Genomic DNA, 16,366 nt, shown 5'->3' on the forward strand with positions numbered 1-16,366 from the left:
AATCAACGGGACTGTGCCGGAGTAGCGGAGGAATCTCAAATTACCATCACCTTACGCAGCGCCTGTGCCAGCTGTACGCGGGTAAACGGCTTACGCAGTAGCTGAACGTCCGGCAGCTGAGGGTTATGCGTAGGCCGCAAATCCTGGCCGCTGATCAGCAGCACCGGAAGCTGCGGATAATGACTGCGCACATGGTTAATGACCTCCGCTCCGCTGAGGCTTCCGGGCAGCATCAGGTCGCTGATAAACATGCCAATATCCGGTGATGCCTCCAGCATGCTCAGGGCCTGCTCGCCATTCTCCGCTTCGAGCGTCAGGTAGCCTAGCTGATGCAGTTGCTCGCACAGGGTCTGGCGGACATCCGCCTCATCTTCCAGTACCAGCACCAGCCGCTCGCTATCCGGGGAGGTGGTCGCCGGGAGCGTCTCACTTTCAGACACGGTGGAAAACGTCGAGCGCGGCAGATGGAGCCGAACGGTGGTGCCCTGCCCCGGCGCGCTTTCAATCTCCACGCGTCCCCCGGACTGACGCACAAAACCGTACACCATCGACAACCCTAATCCGCTGCCACTTCCGGTCTGTTTGGTGGTAAAGAACGGTTCAAAGACCCGGGATTTCACCTCCTGCGCCATACCGCTACCATGGTCAATGACCTCCAGCGCCACCATATCCTGCCTGCGGCCGTCGCTGCGGGTCACGCGCTGGTTCCATGTACGAATTTTAATGACGCCGCTTTGCCCTTCCATCGCATCGCGGGCGTTCATCACCAGATTGATAATCGCGTTTTCCAGCTGGCCGACGTCTATCCATGCGGACCATGCCGGGGTTTGCGCTTCAACCTCCAGAGTCAGGGTGACAGGCAAGGAGTGGCGCATCAGTTCCCGCAGGTTCTCCAGCAGCGGTTTCATCTCAACGGTATGCGGCGTCAGGGATTGCTTGCGGGAAAATGCCAGCAGGCGCTGGGTCAGCATGGCGCCGCGTTCGGCCGCCTTCAGCGCCCGGGTGATACGCGGCGCGTCTTTTGATTCGGGGTCGGTCAGCTCAAGACTGCCGATGATCACCGCCAGAAGATTATTAAAATCATGCGCCAGCCCGCCGGTCAGCTGTCCGACAGCCTTCATCTTCTGGCTGTGGAGCAACGCTTCTTCCAGTCCCTGACGCTCAATGCGGTCGATCTCCATCTGCGTCGTTTTCTCTTTCAGCAGACGCGTCGTGTGCTCAAGCGAAGCAGTGTTGCGGGCAAAAACGTTAAACGCGCGCGCCAGCTCGCCCAGCTCGTCCCGCCGCTGCAATGCGGGCACCGAAACATCCTGTTCGCCACGGGCAAGGCGCGACATGGCCCGGGAGATAGCCGTCAGGTTGGAGGCCAGGTTACGGTAAATATACCAGCAGGCGCACCCGGTGATGATCAGCGCCAGCACGGCGAAAATACTGATAAAAACGCTAATGGATTGCAGCTCGTGATGGCTCTGGGCCGTGCGAAGCCGGGAGGCTTGCGCGACATGTTCAACGTACTGATTGATATCGCTATTCAGTATCGCCACCAGCGCCTTGATGTGGAACATATACCAGCTTATTGCCAGATCGCTCTCTGCCAGCTGCGTCGACAGCGGGGCAAGCTTACGCAGCTCGGCGTTAAAGTCGGGCAGCACAACGTTGACCGCAGGCTGCGTCGCGCGCTGGGGCAACATCGCCGTCACCGTATCCAGCTGCTGTATCGTGGCGCGTGGTGAAGGGGTTTCGATGGCGGCGGCGATCAGCCTGTCCATTTCCATCAGCAGCTGCGCATCCGGAACATCGCTGCCAGTACGGCGGTTGATGTCCTGCAGATGACGCAGGTAACTCTGGCTCTGGTAGAGCGAACTGAGCAGCGCGTTACGCTCCAGATGGCGTCGCTGCCCGCGCTCCAGCATCCCCGTCACGCCTTGCTGTAATTCATTGCTTCTCTGAATAATCCGCGCCACCAGCGCCGGCTCCTGCTGCGCCAGCGGCGCATCGGCCAGCTGCTCCAGCGAGCGGCGCAATGCCGTTTGCGTCTGCTTTAACCGCTCCGCCTCACCTTTGTACTCCAGCGATCCGACTACCTGCGACAGCCGCACCGCCGCCGTGGCCACGTTAGCCGTATCGCGAGCGAGGTTCATGCTGCCGGTCATGTCATCCAGCGTTTGCTGCTGCACCTGCTCCTGGATCTGGCTGGCATGACGGAAGCCAAGCACCGCCACGCCGCTGACCATCAGCGTGACCGCAACAACCAGCAGATTGAACATCAGCAGGCGGCCACGGGCACTGGTAAAAAACGGGGGGCGTGATGACATCTCTTTAGGCTCCTTAGCGGTCTGATGCCCTCACCCTGGCCCTCCCCCACGGGGAGAGGGAAAAGAGAAATGTGACGGCGGTTAGCTATTCATAACTATGACAAATATGAACAGCTTCTGACATTTTGCATTTACGCACCTGTGATGAAGTGCAGATATCGACATTCACAGGAGATCCGCCATGAGCAGAACCCCGGTTTTAGAGATGCGCGGCATAGCCAAAACCTTTGGCAATTTCCACGCGCTCAAGGGCGTGGATTTGACGGTTTTCCCCGGTGAGATCCACGCGCTGATGGGCGAAAATGGCGCGGGCAAAAGCACGCTGATGAAAATCCTCGCAGGTGCCTACACTGCCACCCGCGGTGAGATCCTGATCGACGGACAGCCGTTTCACATCAAAGGGCCGAAAGATGCCCTGGCCGCAGGCATTACCTTGATTTACCAGGAGATGCAGCTCGCCCCCAATCTGACCGTGGCGGAAAATATTTTCCTCGGCAGCGAACTGTCGCGCGGCGGGCTGGTTCAGCGTAAAGAGATGGCCGCCCAGGCGCAGGCGGTGATCGATCGCCTCGGCGCCCAGTTCAGCGCCACCGATCGGGTGATGAAGCTGACCATCGCCGAACAGCAGCAGGTGGAAATTGCCCGCGCGCTGCACCGCAACAGCCGCATTCTGGTGATGGACGAACCCACCGCCGCCCTCTCTTCCCGCGAAACCCACCGTCTGTTTGAACTGATTCTGCGCCTGCGCGATGAAGGCATGGCGATTATCTATATCAGCCACCGCATGGCGGAAGTGTATGAACTCTCTGACCGCGTCAGCGTTCTGCGTGACGGGCAGTACGTCGGCAGCCTGACGCGCGACAAGCTCAACGCCTCCGAGCTGGTGAAAATGATGGTGGGCCGCCCCTTAAGCGATCTGTTCAACAAAGAGCGCGATATCCCTCTCGGCAGCCCGCGCCTGAACGTCCACCACCTTACCGACGGTAAAAAAGTGCGGCCGTGCAGTTTACAGGTCCGTTCCGGCGAAATCGTCGGGCTGGCCGGGCTGGTCGGTGCCGGACGTTCCGAGCTGGCGCAGCTGATTTTCGGCGTGCGCAAAGCCACAGGCGGCATGATTGAGGTGGACGGCGAGCCGGTGGTGATCCACTCCCCGCGCGCGGCCATTGAAAACGGGATCGGTTTTCTCACCGAGAACCGTAAGGAGCAGGGGCTGTTTCTGGAGCTGGCGGCGCAGGAGAACATCACGATGGCGACGCTGGAACGCGATGCCACCTTCGGCATGCTGAACCGCAAAAAAGCCCAGTCCATTTCCGATGACGCTATCGCCCTGCTCAACATTCGTGTGCCCCATTCACAGGTACGCGCGGGCGGACTGTCCGGCGGTAATCAGCAAAAACTGCTGATCTCGCGCTGGGTGGCGATAGGCCCGCGCATTCTGATTCTGGACGAACCCACCCGCGGCGTGGACGTTGGCGCGAAAAGCGAGATCTACCGCATCATGAACCAGATGGCGCGTAAGGGCGTGGCGATTTTGATGATCTCCAGCGAACTGCCGGAAGTGGTGGGCATGAGTGACCGGGTGTACGTGATGCGCGAAGGCAGCATTGCGGGTGAACTCCACGGGCGCGATATCTCTCAGGAAAACATCATGACGCTGGCAACCGGCGTGGACGACACACATCATCAGGCGGTGTAATTATGACAACTCCAACCCATCCGCAGCAGGTGGCGAAATCCGCCTCCGCCAAAAAAATGCTGATGAGCGATCTGATGCAAACGATCGGCATTTTACCTATTTTAATTCTGATCGTGGCGGTATTTGGCTTTATCGCCCCTAACTTCTTCACCGAGAGCAACCTGCTCAACATCACCCGTCAGGCGTCAATCAACATCGTGCTGGCTGCGGGGATGACCTTCATCATCTTAACCGGTGGGATTGACCTCTCCGTGGGGTCGATTCTCGGTACTACCGCCGTTGCGGCAATGGTGGTGTCGCTGATCCCGGAATTCGCCGGACTTTCTATTCCGGCGGCGCTGATGCTCGGCATGGTGCTGGGGCTGTTCAACGGCGCGCTGGTGGCCTTTGCCGGGCTACCGCCGTTTATCGTCACACTCGGTACCTATACGGCGCTGCGCGGCGCGGCCTACCTGCTGGCAGACGGCACCACGGTGATCAACTCGAATATCAACTTCGAGTGGATCGGCAATAACTACCTCGGTCCCGTGCCATGGCTGGTGGTCATTGCTTTGGCGGTCATTGCTATCTGCTGGTTTATCCTGCGCCGCACTACGCTGGGCGTTCACATCTACGCCGTGGGCGGCAACATGCAGGCGGCGCGCCTGACGGGCATCAAGGTCTGGGTGGTACTGCTGTTTGTCTACGGCATGAGCGGGCTGCTCTCCGGCCTCGGTGGCGTGATGAGCGCCTCACGCCTTTACAGCGCCAACGGCAACCTCGGTACCGGCTATGAGCTGGATGCGATTGCGGCGGTGATCCTCGGCGGTACCAGCTTCGTCGGCGGGATCGGCACGATCACCGGCACGCTGGTGGGGGCATTGATTATCGCCACCCTCAACAACGGCATGACGCTGATGGGCGTCTCCTACTTCTGGCAACTGGTGATCAAAGGGGCGGTGATCATCATTGCGGTGCTGATCGACAAATACCGTACCCGACACCATCAAAGTGCATAACAACAAAACCCTACAGCTTCGAGGAATACAATATGCGTTTAAAACCGTTAGTGACCGCGCTCTGTGCTGGCGCGCTGCTTGCCGCAACGCCGTTTGCGCAGGCGAAAGATCTGAAGTCCATCGGCGTGACGGTGGGTGACCTGGCCAACCCGTTCTTTGTGCAGATCACCAAAGGTGCCGAGCTGGAAGCGCGCAAGCTGGCGGGCGATAACGTCAAAGTGACGCTGGTCTCCAGCGGTTACGATCTCGGTCAGCAGGTGGCGCAGATCGATAACTTTATCGCCGCGAAAGTGGACATGATCATCCTCAACGCCGCGGATTCCAAAGGGATCGGCCCGGCGGTGAAACGCGCGAAGGATGCCGGGATCGTGGTCGTGGCGGTTGACGTGGCGGCGGAAGGTGCCGATGCGACCATCACCTCCAATAACACCCAGGCGGGCGAAATGGCCTGTAAGTACATTACCGACCGCCTGAAAGGCAAAGGCAATGTGGTGATCATCAACGGACCACCGGTCTCAGCGGTGCAAAACCGTGTGGAAGGTTGCCAGATGGAATTCAAAAAACATCCGGATATCAAGGTGCTCTCGGATAACCAGAATGCCAAAGGCAGCCGTGAAGGCGGTCTGGAAGTCATGACCTCTCTTCTGGCGGCCAATCCGAAGATCGACGGCGTATTCGCGATTAACGATCCTACCGCGATCGGCGCCGATCTGGCGGCAAAACAGGCGCAGCGCAATGAATTCTTCATTGTGGGCGTGGATGGCAGCCCGGATGGTGAAGAAGCGCTGAAGCGGGAAAACTCCCTGTTTGTGGCAACCCCGGCACAAGATCCGCAGGTGATGGCGGCAAAAGCGGTCGAGATCGGCTACGACATTCTCCAGGGTAAACCGGCACCGAAAGAACCGGTGCTGATCCCGGTGACGATGATCGATAAAAAGAACGTCGGTACCTATAAGGGCTGGACGGTTAAATGATCCTTTTCCCTCTCCCACAGGGAGAGGGAACTGTTTTCAAGGAGTCCCCATGAAACGCTCCGACATCAATGCGATCCTCGGCCACACACGGCAGTTCTTTTCCATGCATGACGTGCATCTCCCGCCGTTTGCCAGCTTTCCCCCCACAAAATGGCAGCGGCTTGACCAGGCCGCATGGCAGGAAGTGTTCGACCTTAAGCTCGGCTGGGACGTGACGGCATTCGGCGGCAACAACTTTGCCGCCCAGGGGTTAACGCTGTTTACCCTGCGTAACGGATCGCCGAACGGGATGCCTTATGAAAAAGGCTATGCTGAAAAAATCATGCATGTGCGCGACGGCCAGGTAACGCCGATGCATTTTCACTGGCGTAAGCGGGAAGACATCATCAACCGGGGCGGCGGGAACCTCATCATTGAGTTATGGAATGCCGGGGCGCATGAAGAGCCAGAAAACACCGACGTCACCGTCACGATAGACGGCTGTCGGCAAACGCATGCTCCCGGCAGCCAGCTGCGCCTCACACCAGGGGAAAGCATCTGCCTGACGCCCTGTCTTTACCACAGTTTCTGGGGCGAGCGCGGGTTTGGTGACGTGCTGGTCGGCGAGGTGTCATCGGTGAATGACGATGAGCACGACAACCACTTTTTGCAGCCCATTGCCCGCTATAACAACATCGAAGAAGACGAACCGGCGGTGCTGGTGCTGTGCAACGAATACAACCTGTTTCGGATATAAGGAGTAAATGATGCCATTGATCTCTCTTGCCGACGGTCTGGCACACGCCAGGGAACACCGCTACGCGCTGGGCGCGTTCAACGTGCTCGACTCCCATTTTCTGCGCGCCTTGTTCGCCGCCGCAAAGCAGGAGCGTTCACCGTTTATCATCAACATCGCCGAAGTGCATTTTAAGTATGTCTCGCTCGATTCACTTGTCGAAGCGGTCAAGTTCGAAGCCGCCCGTCATGACATTCCCGTGGTGCTGAATCTCGACCATGGCCTGCACTTCGAGGCGGTCATGCGTGCGCTGCGCCTGGGGTTCAGCTCCGTGATGTTCGACGGCTCGACGCTGAGCTATGACGAGAACATTCGCCAGACGCGGGAAGTGGTAAAAATGTGCCACGCAGTGGGCGTGTCGGTAGAGGCAGAGCTGGGCGCGGTAGGTGGTGATGAAGGCGGCGCGCTGTACGGGCATGCGGATGAAGCGTTCTTCACTGACCCGAAGCTGGCGCGGGAATTTGTCGATAAAACCGGCATCGACGCGCTGGCCGTCGCCATCGGCAACGCGCACGGCAAATACAAGGGCGAGCCGAAGCTCGATTTCCCGCGCCTGGACGCTATTCGCCAGCAGACGGGCCTGCCGCTGGTGCTGCATGGCGGTTCCGGGATTAGCGATGCCGACTTCCGCCGCGCCATCGAGCTGGGCATTCATAAAATCAATTTCTATACCGGCATGTCACAGGCCGCACTCGCCGCCGTTGATCAACGCATGGCGAACCGCCAGCCGCTGTACGATGAGTTTGCCGAGCTGCTACTGGGCATAGAAGAGGCCATTACCGATACGGTCGCCGGGCAGATGCGCATCTTCGGCAGCGCGGGGCAGGCATAATGGAACGCAAAGGCATTATCGCCGCTGGCAACATGCTGGTCGATCACGTCCATCAGATCGTGCAGTGGCCTGAACGCGGCTGGCTGGCGGAAATCACCCACAGCGAACGTTCCACGGGCGGCGCGCCGCTTAACGTTCTGCTGACGCTGGCGAAAATGCATGTCGGCCTGCCGCTGCAGGCGGTGGGGCTGGTTGGGGAGGACAGTGACGGAGATTACGTTCTGGCGATGCTCGATCAGTATCACGTCAACCGCCAGCGCGTGCAGCGCACCACTTTCGCCCCGACCTCGATGTCTCAGGTGATGACCGACCCCAGCGGACAACGCACCTTTTTCCACTCGCCGGGCGCGAACCGCCTGCTGGATCTTCCCGCCTTCGATCGCCTGGAGGGTTCAATGAAGATCTTCCATCTCGGTTACCTGCTGCTGCTCGACAGCCTGGACATGCCGGATGATGAATTTGGCACTCGCAGCGCACGGCTGCTGGCGCAAATGCGCGACCAGGGGTATGAAACCTCGCTTGATCTGGTTTCCCGCAAGGGCGACCCGCGCTACCAGCCGCTGGTGCTCCCTGCCCTGCGTCATCTCGATTATCTGGTGATTAACGAGCTGGAGGCCGGTGAGTTTAGCGGGCTGGAGATGCGCGACGCCAACGGTGCGCTGAATATCGCCCTTATCGCCGAAGCCGCATCGCAGCTGCTGGCGGCAGGCGTTCGTCAGCGGGTGGTGATCCACTGCCCGGAAGGCGCATGGGGTGAAGCTCCGGGTGAGCAAGGCCGATGGATCCCCTCATGGTTACTCGAGCAAAAAGAGATTGTCGGCAGCGTCGGCGCGGGCGACGCGTTTTGCGCGGGTTTTTTATACGGTTGTCATGAATCACTGCCGCTCACGGAGAGCATTTATCTGGCACACGCCTGTGCACGGGCAAGCCTGCTGGCCGCCAACGCGATCGACGGCGCGAAAACGCTGGCCGAGCTGCAGTTGTTTATCAAAGAGAAGACTTAGGCTGCTTTTTCACTGTGGGAAACATCGGTGGCAAACACGTAGCCCAGCCCACGAATGGTTTTGATGAGGGCTGGCTGATGCGGGTTGACCTCGATTTTCCGGCGCAGACGCATGATCAGCACGTCGATAGTCCGGTCAAACACCTCCGTGCTTTCGCTGTGGGTGAGTTCCAGCAGTTGATCGCGGCTGAGTACCCGGCGGGCATTTTGCGTAAGCGCCAGCAGCAGGCCATATTCCCCCTGGGTCAAAGGCACGACGTTACGCTGCGGATCAATCAGTTCACATCGGGAGGTATCCAGCGTCCAGTTGTCGAAGGTTATCCCCGCTACGCGTGGCATTGGCGTTTCTGCGGCCAGCACGCCGGTCCGACGCAGGACCGCTTTAACCCGGGCAACCACCACGCGCGGATTAAACGGTTTGCCAATATAGTCGTCGGCTCCCATCTCCAGCCCCACTACCACGTCGGATTCACTGCCCAACCCGGTTAACATGATCACCGGTAGCGCCGGACGCTGCTTTTGCAACTGCAGCAAAACCTGTAACCCATTGATATCCGGCAGCATCATATCCAGCAGGACAAGGGCGATCTCCGGCGTCTGTTGTACCCGGCCCGGCACATCCTGGCCGTTATGGCAGACAAGCACGTCAAAGACGTGTTCACTCAGCACATCCTGCAGCAGTTCGCACACTGCCAAATCGTCATCAACCACCAGAATCGCCGGTTTCATCATATGCTTCCGTCAGGGGATTATGTTAAGTCTGAACCATTCTGCCGTCAGCTCCAGTGAAAGGGCGTTTTCCGTGACGGAAATTCAACCCATGTCACATACCCTGCCCATTCGACACGTCAATTTTGACGATGGTCTGCTTTTCGTCAGGGTTGTGGGCAGGAATACGCCGTAAAGCGCGCAATTACCCCTACTAAAAACATGGCATAGAAGCTGCATTAGTCGGTGCGAAAGATTCGATTAACTGGAGCAGACTGATGAAAAAAGTCGTCACGGTTTGCCCTTATTGTGCCTCAGGTTGCAAGATCCACCTGGTGGTCGATAACGGCAAAATCGTCCGGGCGGAGGCCGCACAGGGGAAAACCAACCAGGGCACGCTGTGTTTGAAAGGGTATTACGGCTGGGATTTTATCAATGATACCCAAATCCTCACCCCGCGCCTGAAAACCCCTATGATCCGCCGCGAGCGCGGTGGCAAGCTGGAAGCCGTCAGCTGGAACGAGGCGCTCGATTACGTCGCCACGCGCCTCAGCGCCATCAAGGCCAAGTACGGCCCGGATGCGATTCAGACGACCGGTTCCTCACGCGGGACTGGGAATGAAACCAACTATGTGATGCAAAAATTCGCACGCGCCGTTATTGGAACCAATAACGTCGACTGCTGCGCTCGCGTCTGACACGGCCCATCGGTTGCAGGTCTGCACCAGTCGGTCGGTAACGGCGCAATGAGTAATGCCATCAACGAGATAGACAACACCGATCTGGTGTTTATTTTCGGCTATAACCCGGCGGATTCTCACCCTATCGTCGCGAACCATGTTATTCGCGCCAAACAGAACGGGGCGAAAATCATCGTCTGCGATCCGCGCAAAATTGAAACCGCGCGCATTGCAGATATGCACATCGCATTGAAAAACGGCTCGAACATCGCGCTGTTGAATGCGATGGGGCACGTCATTATTGAGGAGAATCTGTACGACCAGGCGTTTGTGGCCAGCCGCACGGAAGGGTTTGAAGAGTATCGTAAAATTGTCGAAGGCTATACGCCAGAGTCCGTTGAAGCGATAACCGGCGTCAGCGCACAGGAGATCCGCCAGGCCGCACGCATGTACGCCGGGGCGAAAACCGCCGCCATTCTGTGGGGCATGGGCGTGACCCAGTTCTACCAGGGCGTGGAAACCGTGCGTTCGTTGACCAGCCTCGCCATGCTGACGGGTAACCTGGGCAAGGCCCACGTCGGCGTCAACCCGGTACGCGGCCAGAATAACGTTCAGGGGGCCTGCGATATGGGCGCGCTGCCGGATACCTATCCGGGCTATCAGTACGTCAAATTCCCGGAAAACCGCGAGAAATTCGCGAAAGCCTGGGGGGTCGAAAGCCTGCCGGAACACACCGGCTATCGCATCAGCGAGCTGCCGCACCGTGCGGCGCACGGTGAAGTGCGTGCGGCCTACATCATGGGTGAAGATCCGCTCCAGACCGATGCCGAACTCTCTGCGGTACGTAAAGGGTTTGAGGATCTGGAGCTGGTGATTGTCCAGGACATCTTCATGACCAAAACCGCGGCGGCGGCGGATGTGATTTTACCGTCGACGTCATGGGGTGAGCATGAAGGCGTCTACACGGCGGCTGACCGCGGTTTCCAGCGCTTCTTCAAAGCGGTCGAACCGAAGTGGGATCTGAAAACCGACTGGCAGATCATCAGCGAAATCGCCACCCGTATGGGCTACCCGATGCACTACAACAACACTCAGGAGATCTGGGACGAGTTGCGGCATCTGTGCCCGGACTTCTACGGTGCCACCTATGAAAAAATGGGTGAGCTGGGGTATATCCAGTGGCCATGCCGCGATGAGTCGGAAGCCGACCAGGGGACGTCATACCTCTTTAAAGAGACGTTCGACACCCCGAACGGGCTGGCGCAGTTCTTCACCTGCGACTGGGTCGCACCTATAGATAAACTCACCGACGAGTATCCGATGGTGCTCTCCACCGTGCGCGAAGTAGGCCACTACTCCTGTCGCTCAATGACCGGGAACTGCGCCGCGCTGGCCGCGCTGGCAGATGAACCCGGCTACGCGCAGATCAACACTGCTGACGCGGAACGCCTGGGTATTGAGGATGAGGCGCTGGTATGGGTGAACTCGCGCAAAGGGCGAATCATCACCCGTGCGCAGGTAAGCGATCGTCCCAACAAAGGGGCGGTCTATATGACCTACCAGTGGTGGATTGGTGCCTGTAACGAACTGGTGACGGAGAACTTAAGCCCGATAACCAAAACGCCGGAGTATAAATATTGTGCCGTCAACGTGGAGCCCATTGCGGATCAACACGCTGCCGAACAGTATGTGATTGACGAATATAACAAGCTGAAAGCCCGACTGCGTGAAAGCGCAATGGGTTGAAGCGGGTAATTAATTAATGAACAAAGGGAGTGATATATTCACTCCCTTTTTTTATTTCCGCCACCGCGATTATACTGCGCGGCGTGTACCCAGAAGATAAGAATCCATGAAAGCCATTTTTCTGTTGTTATTCTTTATAACCTCGTTCGCCTGCGCGGATGAGATAGGCAGCCAGTATCTGAAGCAGGCGGAAGCGGGCGATGCCCGCGCCCAGTATTATCTTGCTGATACCTACTTCAGCTCGGGGGACCGCACACAGGCCGCGCGGTGGGCCGAAAAAGCCGCAAAAGGTGGCGATGTCGATGCCATGGCGCTGTTGTCGCAAATTCACTTTACGCAGGGGGATTACGCGCAGGCCAAGGCTCTGGCGCAGCAGGCAAACATTGCAGGCAGCAAACGCGGCGCGATCATGCTGGCACGCGTGCTGGTCAACACTCAGGCCGGTCAAACCGACTATCCCCAGGCCATTAAGCTCCTGCAAACGGCGACTGAAGATATCGACAACGATTCGGCGGTAGACGCGCAGCTGCTGCTGGGGCTGATCTATGCCAACGGCGTTGAGGTGGCTCAGGATGACGTGCGGGCCGCGTCGTGGTTCAAGCGAAGTTCTACCCTGTCGCGAACGGGCTATGCGGAGTACTGGGCGGGAATGCTGTTCAGACAGGGCGAGAAGGGGTTTATCACGCCGAATAAGCAGAAAGCGCTTTACTGGTTGAACCTGAGCTGTACGGAAGGGTTTGATACGGGATGTGAAGAGTTTGATGCGTTGAGCGGGGAGTAAAGCGCCGGGTGGCGGCTTCGCCTTACCCGGCCTACAAAACCCGTAGGCCCGGTAAGCGCAGCGCCACCGGGCATAAGATGTTACCGATCGGCCGTCTTATCAAAACGCCCCAGCACCTCGCGTTCATACGCCAGCGCTTTTTTACGGTCGAATTTGTGTTCCCACTTGGCGATAACCAGCACCGCCAGGGCATTCCCCACCACGTTCAGCGCCGTACGCGCCATATCGAGGATACGGTCGACACCGGCGATAAACGCCAGACCTTCCAGCGGAATACCCACGCTGCCCAGCGTCGCCAGTAGCACAACGAACGAAACGCCCGGTACGCCTGCAATACCTTTAGACGTCACCATCAGGGTCAGCACCAGCACGATCTCCTGCCACAGCGACAGGTCAATGCCATACAGCTGCGCAATAAAGATAGCGGCGATACTCTGGTACAGCGTTGAACCGTCCAGGTTGAAAGAGTAGCCGGTCGGCACCACGAAGCTGGTAATAGAGGCAGGCGCACCGTAAGCCTCCATCTTCTCAATAATGCGCGGCAGCACGCTCTCAGAGCTTGCCGTGGAGTACGCCAGAATCAACTCATCTTTCAGGATACGGATCAGGATCCAGATGCTCAGCCCGCACAGGCGCGCCACAATGCCCAGCACCACCAGTGCAAAGAACAGGATGGCGAAGTGCACCAGGATCACCAGCTTCGCCAGCGGCCACAGGGAGGCAAAGCCGAAGTTTGCCACGGTCACCGCAATCAGTGCGAACACCCCAACCGGCGCGTAGCGCATCACCATGTGGGTCACTTTGAACATGGTTTCGGAGATAGAGCGGAAGACGGTGACCAGCGGTTCACGGTGCGTGGCAGGCAGCGAGGAGAGCCCCAGGCCAAACAGCACCGAGAAGAAGATGATCGGCAACATCTCGCCTTTCGCCATCGACGCCACGATATTGGTCGGCACCAGTGAAAGGATCGTGTCCATCAGGCCGTGCGCATGGCTCTGCACTTCCGCCGTTGTGCTTTGGTATTTCGAAATATCCACCGTGGCCAGCTGCGACATATCGATCCCGGAACCTGGCTGGAACACGTTTGCCAGGGTAATCCCCAGAATAATCGCAACCGTAGTGATCACTTCGAAATAGAGAATGGTTTTCGCACCGATACGGCCTAACTGTTTCGCGTCACCGACCCCGGCAATGCCGACCACCAGCGTCGAGATCACAATCGGCACCACGATCATCTTGATCAAATGAATAAAGATATCGCCCGCCGGGGAGAGCAGGTTGGCAATCAGCCATTCGCGGCTGTCGCTATGATAGTGGAGATAACTGCCCAGCAAGATGCCCAGCACAAGGGCTAGCAAGATCTGCCAGGCCAGGCTGACTTTAACGTTTTTCATAGAAACTGACTTCCTCAATGAAATCTCCGCACCAGCAAAACTGCATGAATATGGAGACATACTGAAAGGGTATGAATTGTGTTGCGTTGGTTTATGGGATTTTTTAACGCGGCGTATGAGTATCATTTGCGCGACCTGTTGCGCAAGCCTTAAAGAACGACGCATTTCACTGGAAAATGACGGTATAACGCGAGTTTGTCATTATCCTGATAAATAACCATTTGTTATAAAAACGCTTTTTTAAATCTAAATGCGAATAATCGTCAGGCTGAATTATTTCCCTTCAAAGTTTCATTCGCTCGTTTTTCAACCTCTTCAAACAATGCGTGATCTGTAGCCCAAATAATAAACAAAGCTTGTAAAGCCCCTACTATTAACGTTTTTGCGACATATTATTAACATCTTACAAGGAGAAAAAAAGCCATGAGCCAAATACATAAACACGACATTCCCGCAAACATTGCGGACCGTTGCCTGATCACCCCGGAGCAGTACCACGAGAAATATCAGCAATCAGTTTCCCACCCTGACGCCTTCTGGGGCGAGCAGGGACACATCCTTGACTGGATCAAACCTTATCAGAAGGTGAAAAACACCTCCTTTGCGCCCAGCAACGTCTCCATCAAATGGTATGAAGATGGCACGCTGAACCTGGCGGCGAACTGCCTGGATCGTCATCTTGCCGAACGCGGGAATGAAACCGCCATCATCTGGGAAGGCGACGATGCCTCACAGAGCAAACACATTACCTATAAAGAACTGCATCGCGACGTCTGCCGTTTCGCCAACGTCCTGCTGGAAAAAGGCATTAAAAAGGGCGATGTGGTGGCTATCTATATGCCAATGGTGCCGGAAGCCGCGGTTGCTATGCTGGCCTGCGCGCGTATCGGCGCAATTCACTCGGTTATCTTCGGCGGGTTCTCGCCGGAAGCCGTTGCAGGCCGTATTGTCGATTCCAGTTCAAAACTGGTGATCACCGCCGATGAAGGCGTGCGCGCCGGACGCGGTATCCCGCTGAAGAAAAACGTCGATGAAGCGCTGAAAAACCCGAATGTCAAAACGGTCAGTAACGTTATCGTGCTGAAGCGTACCGGCGGTAAGATCGACTGGAACGAGGGACGTGACCTGTGGTGGAGTGACCTGATCGAGAAAGCGAGTGACCAGCATCAGCCGGAAGAGATGAATGCTGAAGATCCGCTGTTCATTCTTTACACCTCCGGTTCAACCGGTAAACCGAAAGGCGTGCTGCACACCACCGGCGGTTATCTGGTTTATGCGGCCACGACCTTTAAATATGTTTTCGACTACCACCCGGGCGACATCTACTGGTGTACCGCCGACGTGGGCTGGGTGACCGGGCATAGCTACCTGCTCTACGGCCCGCTGGCCTGCGGTGCCACCACGCTGATGTTTGAGGGCGTGCCAAACTGGCCGACCCCGGCGCGTATGTGTCAGGTAGTCGACAAGCACCAGGTCAACATTCTCTACACCGCGCCAACGGCGATCCGCGCGTTAATGGCGGAAGGCGATAAGGCCATCGAAGGCACTGACCGCTCTTCGTTGCGCATCCTCGGTTCCGTGGGTGAACCCATTAACCCCGAAGCCTGGGAGTGGTACTGGAAGAAAATCGGCAATGAAAAATGCCCGGTGATGGACACCTGGTGGCAGACCGAAACCGGCGGCTTCATGATCACCCCTATGCCTGGCGCCACACAGCTGAAGGCCGGTTCTGCCACGCGCCCATTCTTCGGCGTACAGCCTGCGCTGGTGGATAACGAGGGCAACCCGCTGGACGGGGCCACCGAAGGCAACCTGGTGATCGTCGACTCGTGGCCAGGCCAGGCGCGTACCCTGTTCGGCGACCACGAACGCTTTGAGCAGACCTATTTCTCGACCTTTAAAAACATGTACTTCAGCGGCGACGGCGCGCGCCGTGATGAAGACGGTTATTACTGGATCACCGGTCGCGTGGATGACGTGCTCAACGTTTCTGGCCACCGTCTGGGGACGGCTGAAATTGAATCGGCGCTGGTGTCGCATCCGAAAATTGCTGAAGCCGCCGTTGTCGGGATCCCGCACAACATCAAAGGCCAGGCGATTTACGCTTACGTCACGCTAAACCACGGCGAGGAGCCGTCACCCGAGCTGTACGCCGAGGTGCGCAACTGGGTACGTAAGGAGATCGGCCCGCTTGCTACGCCGGACGTGCTGCACTGGACCGACTCGCTGCCGAAAACCCGCTCCGGCAAGATTATGCGCCGTATCCTGCGCAAAATCGCGGCGGGGGATACCAGCAACCTCGGTGATACCTCAACGCTCGCGGATCCTGGCGTGGTGGAAAAACTGCTCGAAGAGAAGCAGTCCATCGCAATGCCTTCCTAGTTTTTTCTCCCTCTCCCCGTGGGAGAGGGCCGGGGTGAGGGCATCAGACCGCACCTTCCTGGGGGGGGGGGGGGGGGGGGGG

Annotated in this window: 12 protein-coding genes; 9 read left to right on the forward strand and 3 right to left on the reverse strand. The window is 57.7% G+C overall.

From position 1 onward, the window contains the following. Nucleotides 1-35: 35 nt before the first annotated feature. Complete coding sequence (locus ACOTXR_RS16350; RefSeq protein WP_078309982.1) at nucleotides 36-2,315, reverse strand: hybrid sensor histidine kinase/response regulator; 2,280 nt, start codon at nucleotides 2,313-2,315, stop codon at nucleotides 36-38. Nucleotides 2,316-2,496: 181 nt separating this feature from the next. Here ACOTXR_RS16350 and ACOTXR_RS16355 point away from each other — a divergent pair, with 181 nt between their 5' ends. From ACOTXR_RS16355 to ACOTXR_RS16380, 6 genes are read left to right on the forward strand one after another with little or no spacing between them, the layout of a single operon-like run. Further along, nucleotides 2,497-4,011, forward strand: a complete 1,515-nt coding sequence (locus tag ACOTXR_RS16355) for a sugar ABC transporter ATP-binding protein (protein WP_014882172.1) — start codon at nucleotides 2,497-2,499, stop codon at nucleotides 4,009-4,011. Nucleotides 4,012-4,013: 2 nt separating this feature from the next. Beyond that, the gene (locus ACOTXR_RS16360; protein ID WP_058690663.1) at nucleotides 4,014-5,009 is read left to right on the forward strand and encodes an ABC transporter permease subunit; all 996 of its coding nucleotides are present in this window, start codon (nucleotides 4,014-4,016) and stop codon (nucleotides 5,007-5,009) included. 32 nt (nucleotides 5,010-5,041) lie between these two features. Then, nucleotides 5,042-5,983 carry an ABC transporter substrate-binding protein gene (locus ACOTXR_RS16365; RefSeq protein ID WP_014882170.1) on the forward strand — a complete coding sequence of 314 codons (942 nt, stop codon included), beginning with the start codon at nucleotides 5,042-5,044 and terminating at the stop codon, nucleotides 5,981-5,983. 49 nt (nucleotides 5,984-6,032) lie between these two features. Further along, complete coding sequence (locus ACOTXR_RS16370; RefSeq protein ID WP_058690664.1) at nucleotides 6,033-6,719, forward strand: D-lyxose/D-mannose family sugar isomerase; 687 nt, start codon at nucleotides 6,033-6,035, stop codon at nucleotides 6,717-6,719. Nucleotides 6,720-6,729: 10 nt separating this feature from the next. Further along, nucleotides 6,730-7,590, forward strand: coding sequence for a ketose 1,6-bisphosphate aldolase (locus ACOTXR_RS16375; protein WP_058690665.1), 861 nt, complete (start codon nucleotides 6,730-6,732; stop codon nucleotides 7,588-7,590). Continuing rightward, nucleotides 7,590-8,594: a carbohydrate kinase family protein gene (locus tag ACOTXR_RS16380; RefSeq protein ID WP_058690666.1), complete on the forward strand. Its 1,005-nt coding sequence runs from the start codon at nucleotides 7,590-7,592 to the stop codon at nucleotides 8,592-8,594. The genes ACOTXR_RS16375 and ACOTXR_RS16380 overlap by 1 nt, the downstream gene beginning before the upstream one ends. On the opposite strand, the gene ACOTXR_RS16385 is transcribed toward ACOTXR_RS16380, so the two are convergent. Further along, nucleotides 8,591-9,322: a response regulator gene (locus ACOTXR_RS16385; protein ID WP_047343371.1), complete on the reverse strand. Its 732-nt coding sequence runs from the start codon at nucleotides 9,320-9,322 to the stop codon at nucleotides 8,591-8,593. The genes ACOTXR_RS16380 and ACOTXR_RS16385 overlap by 4 nt on opposite strands. 257 nt (nucleotides 9,323-9,579) lie before the next feature. Here ACOTXR_RS16385 and fdhF point away from each other — a divergent pair, with 257 nt between their 5' ends. Further along, nucleotides 9,580-11,727 (forward strand): formate dehydrogenase subunit alpha, encoded by a 2,148-nt coding sequence (gene fdhF / locus ACOTXR_RS16390; RefSeq protein ID WP_078309985.1) that lies wholly within the window; start codon nucleotides 9,580-9,582, stop codon nucleotides 11,725-11,727. A 106-nt stretch (nucleotides 11,728-11,833) separates the two neighbouring features. After that, nucleotides 11,834-12,508, forward strand: coding sequence for a tetratricopeptide repeat protein (locus ACOTXR_RS16395; protein ID WP_023331811.1), 675 nt, complete (start codon nucleotides 11,834-11,836; stop codon nucleotides 12,506-12,508). Nucleotides 12,509-12,588: 80 nt separating this feature from the next. On the opposite strand, the gene gltP is transcribed toward ACOTXR_RS16395, so the two are convergent. Continuing rightward, entirely contained in the window at nucleotides 12,589-13,902 is a 1,314-nt protein-coding gene (gene gltP / locus ACOTXR_RS16400; RefSeq protein WP_058690667.1) for a glutamate/aspartate:proton symporter GltP, read from the reverse strand. 423 nt (nucleotides 13,903-14,325) lie between these two features. Here gltP and acs point away from each other — a divergent pair, with 423 nt between their 5' ends. Then, nucleotides 14,326-16,284 (forward strand): acetate--CoA ligase, encoded by a 1,959-nt coding sequence (acs, locus tag ACOTXR_RS16405; protein WP_421767056.1) that lies wholly within the window; start codon nucleotides 14,326-14,328, stop codon nucleotides 16,282-16,284. The last annotated feature ends 82 nt before the right edge of the window (nucleotides 16,285-16,366 follow it).

Source organism: Enterobacter cloacae complex sp. IR53030 (assembly GCF_049238365.1).
In the GTDB taxonomy this organism is placed as follows: domain Bacteria; phylum Pseudomonadota; class Gammaproteobacteria; order Enterobacterales; family Enterobacteriaceae; genus Enterobacter; species Enterobacter kobei.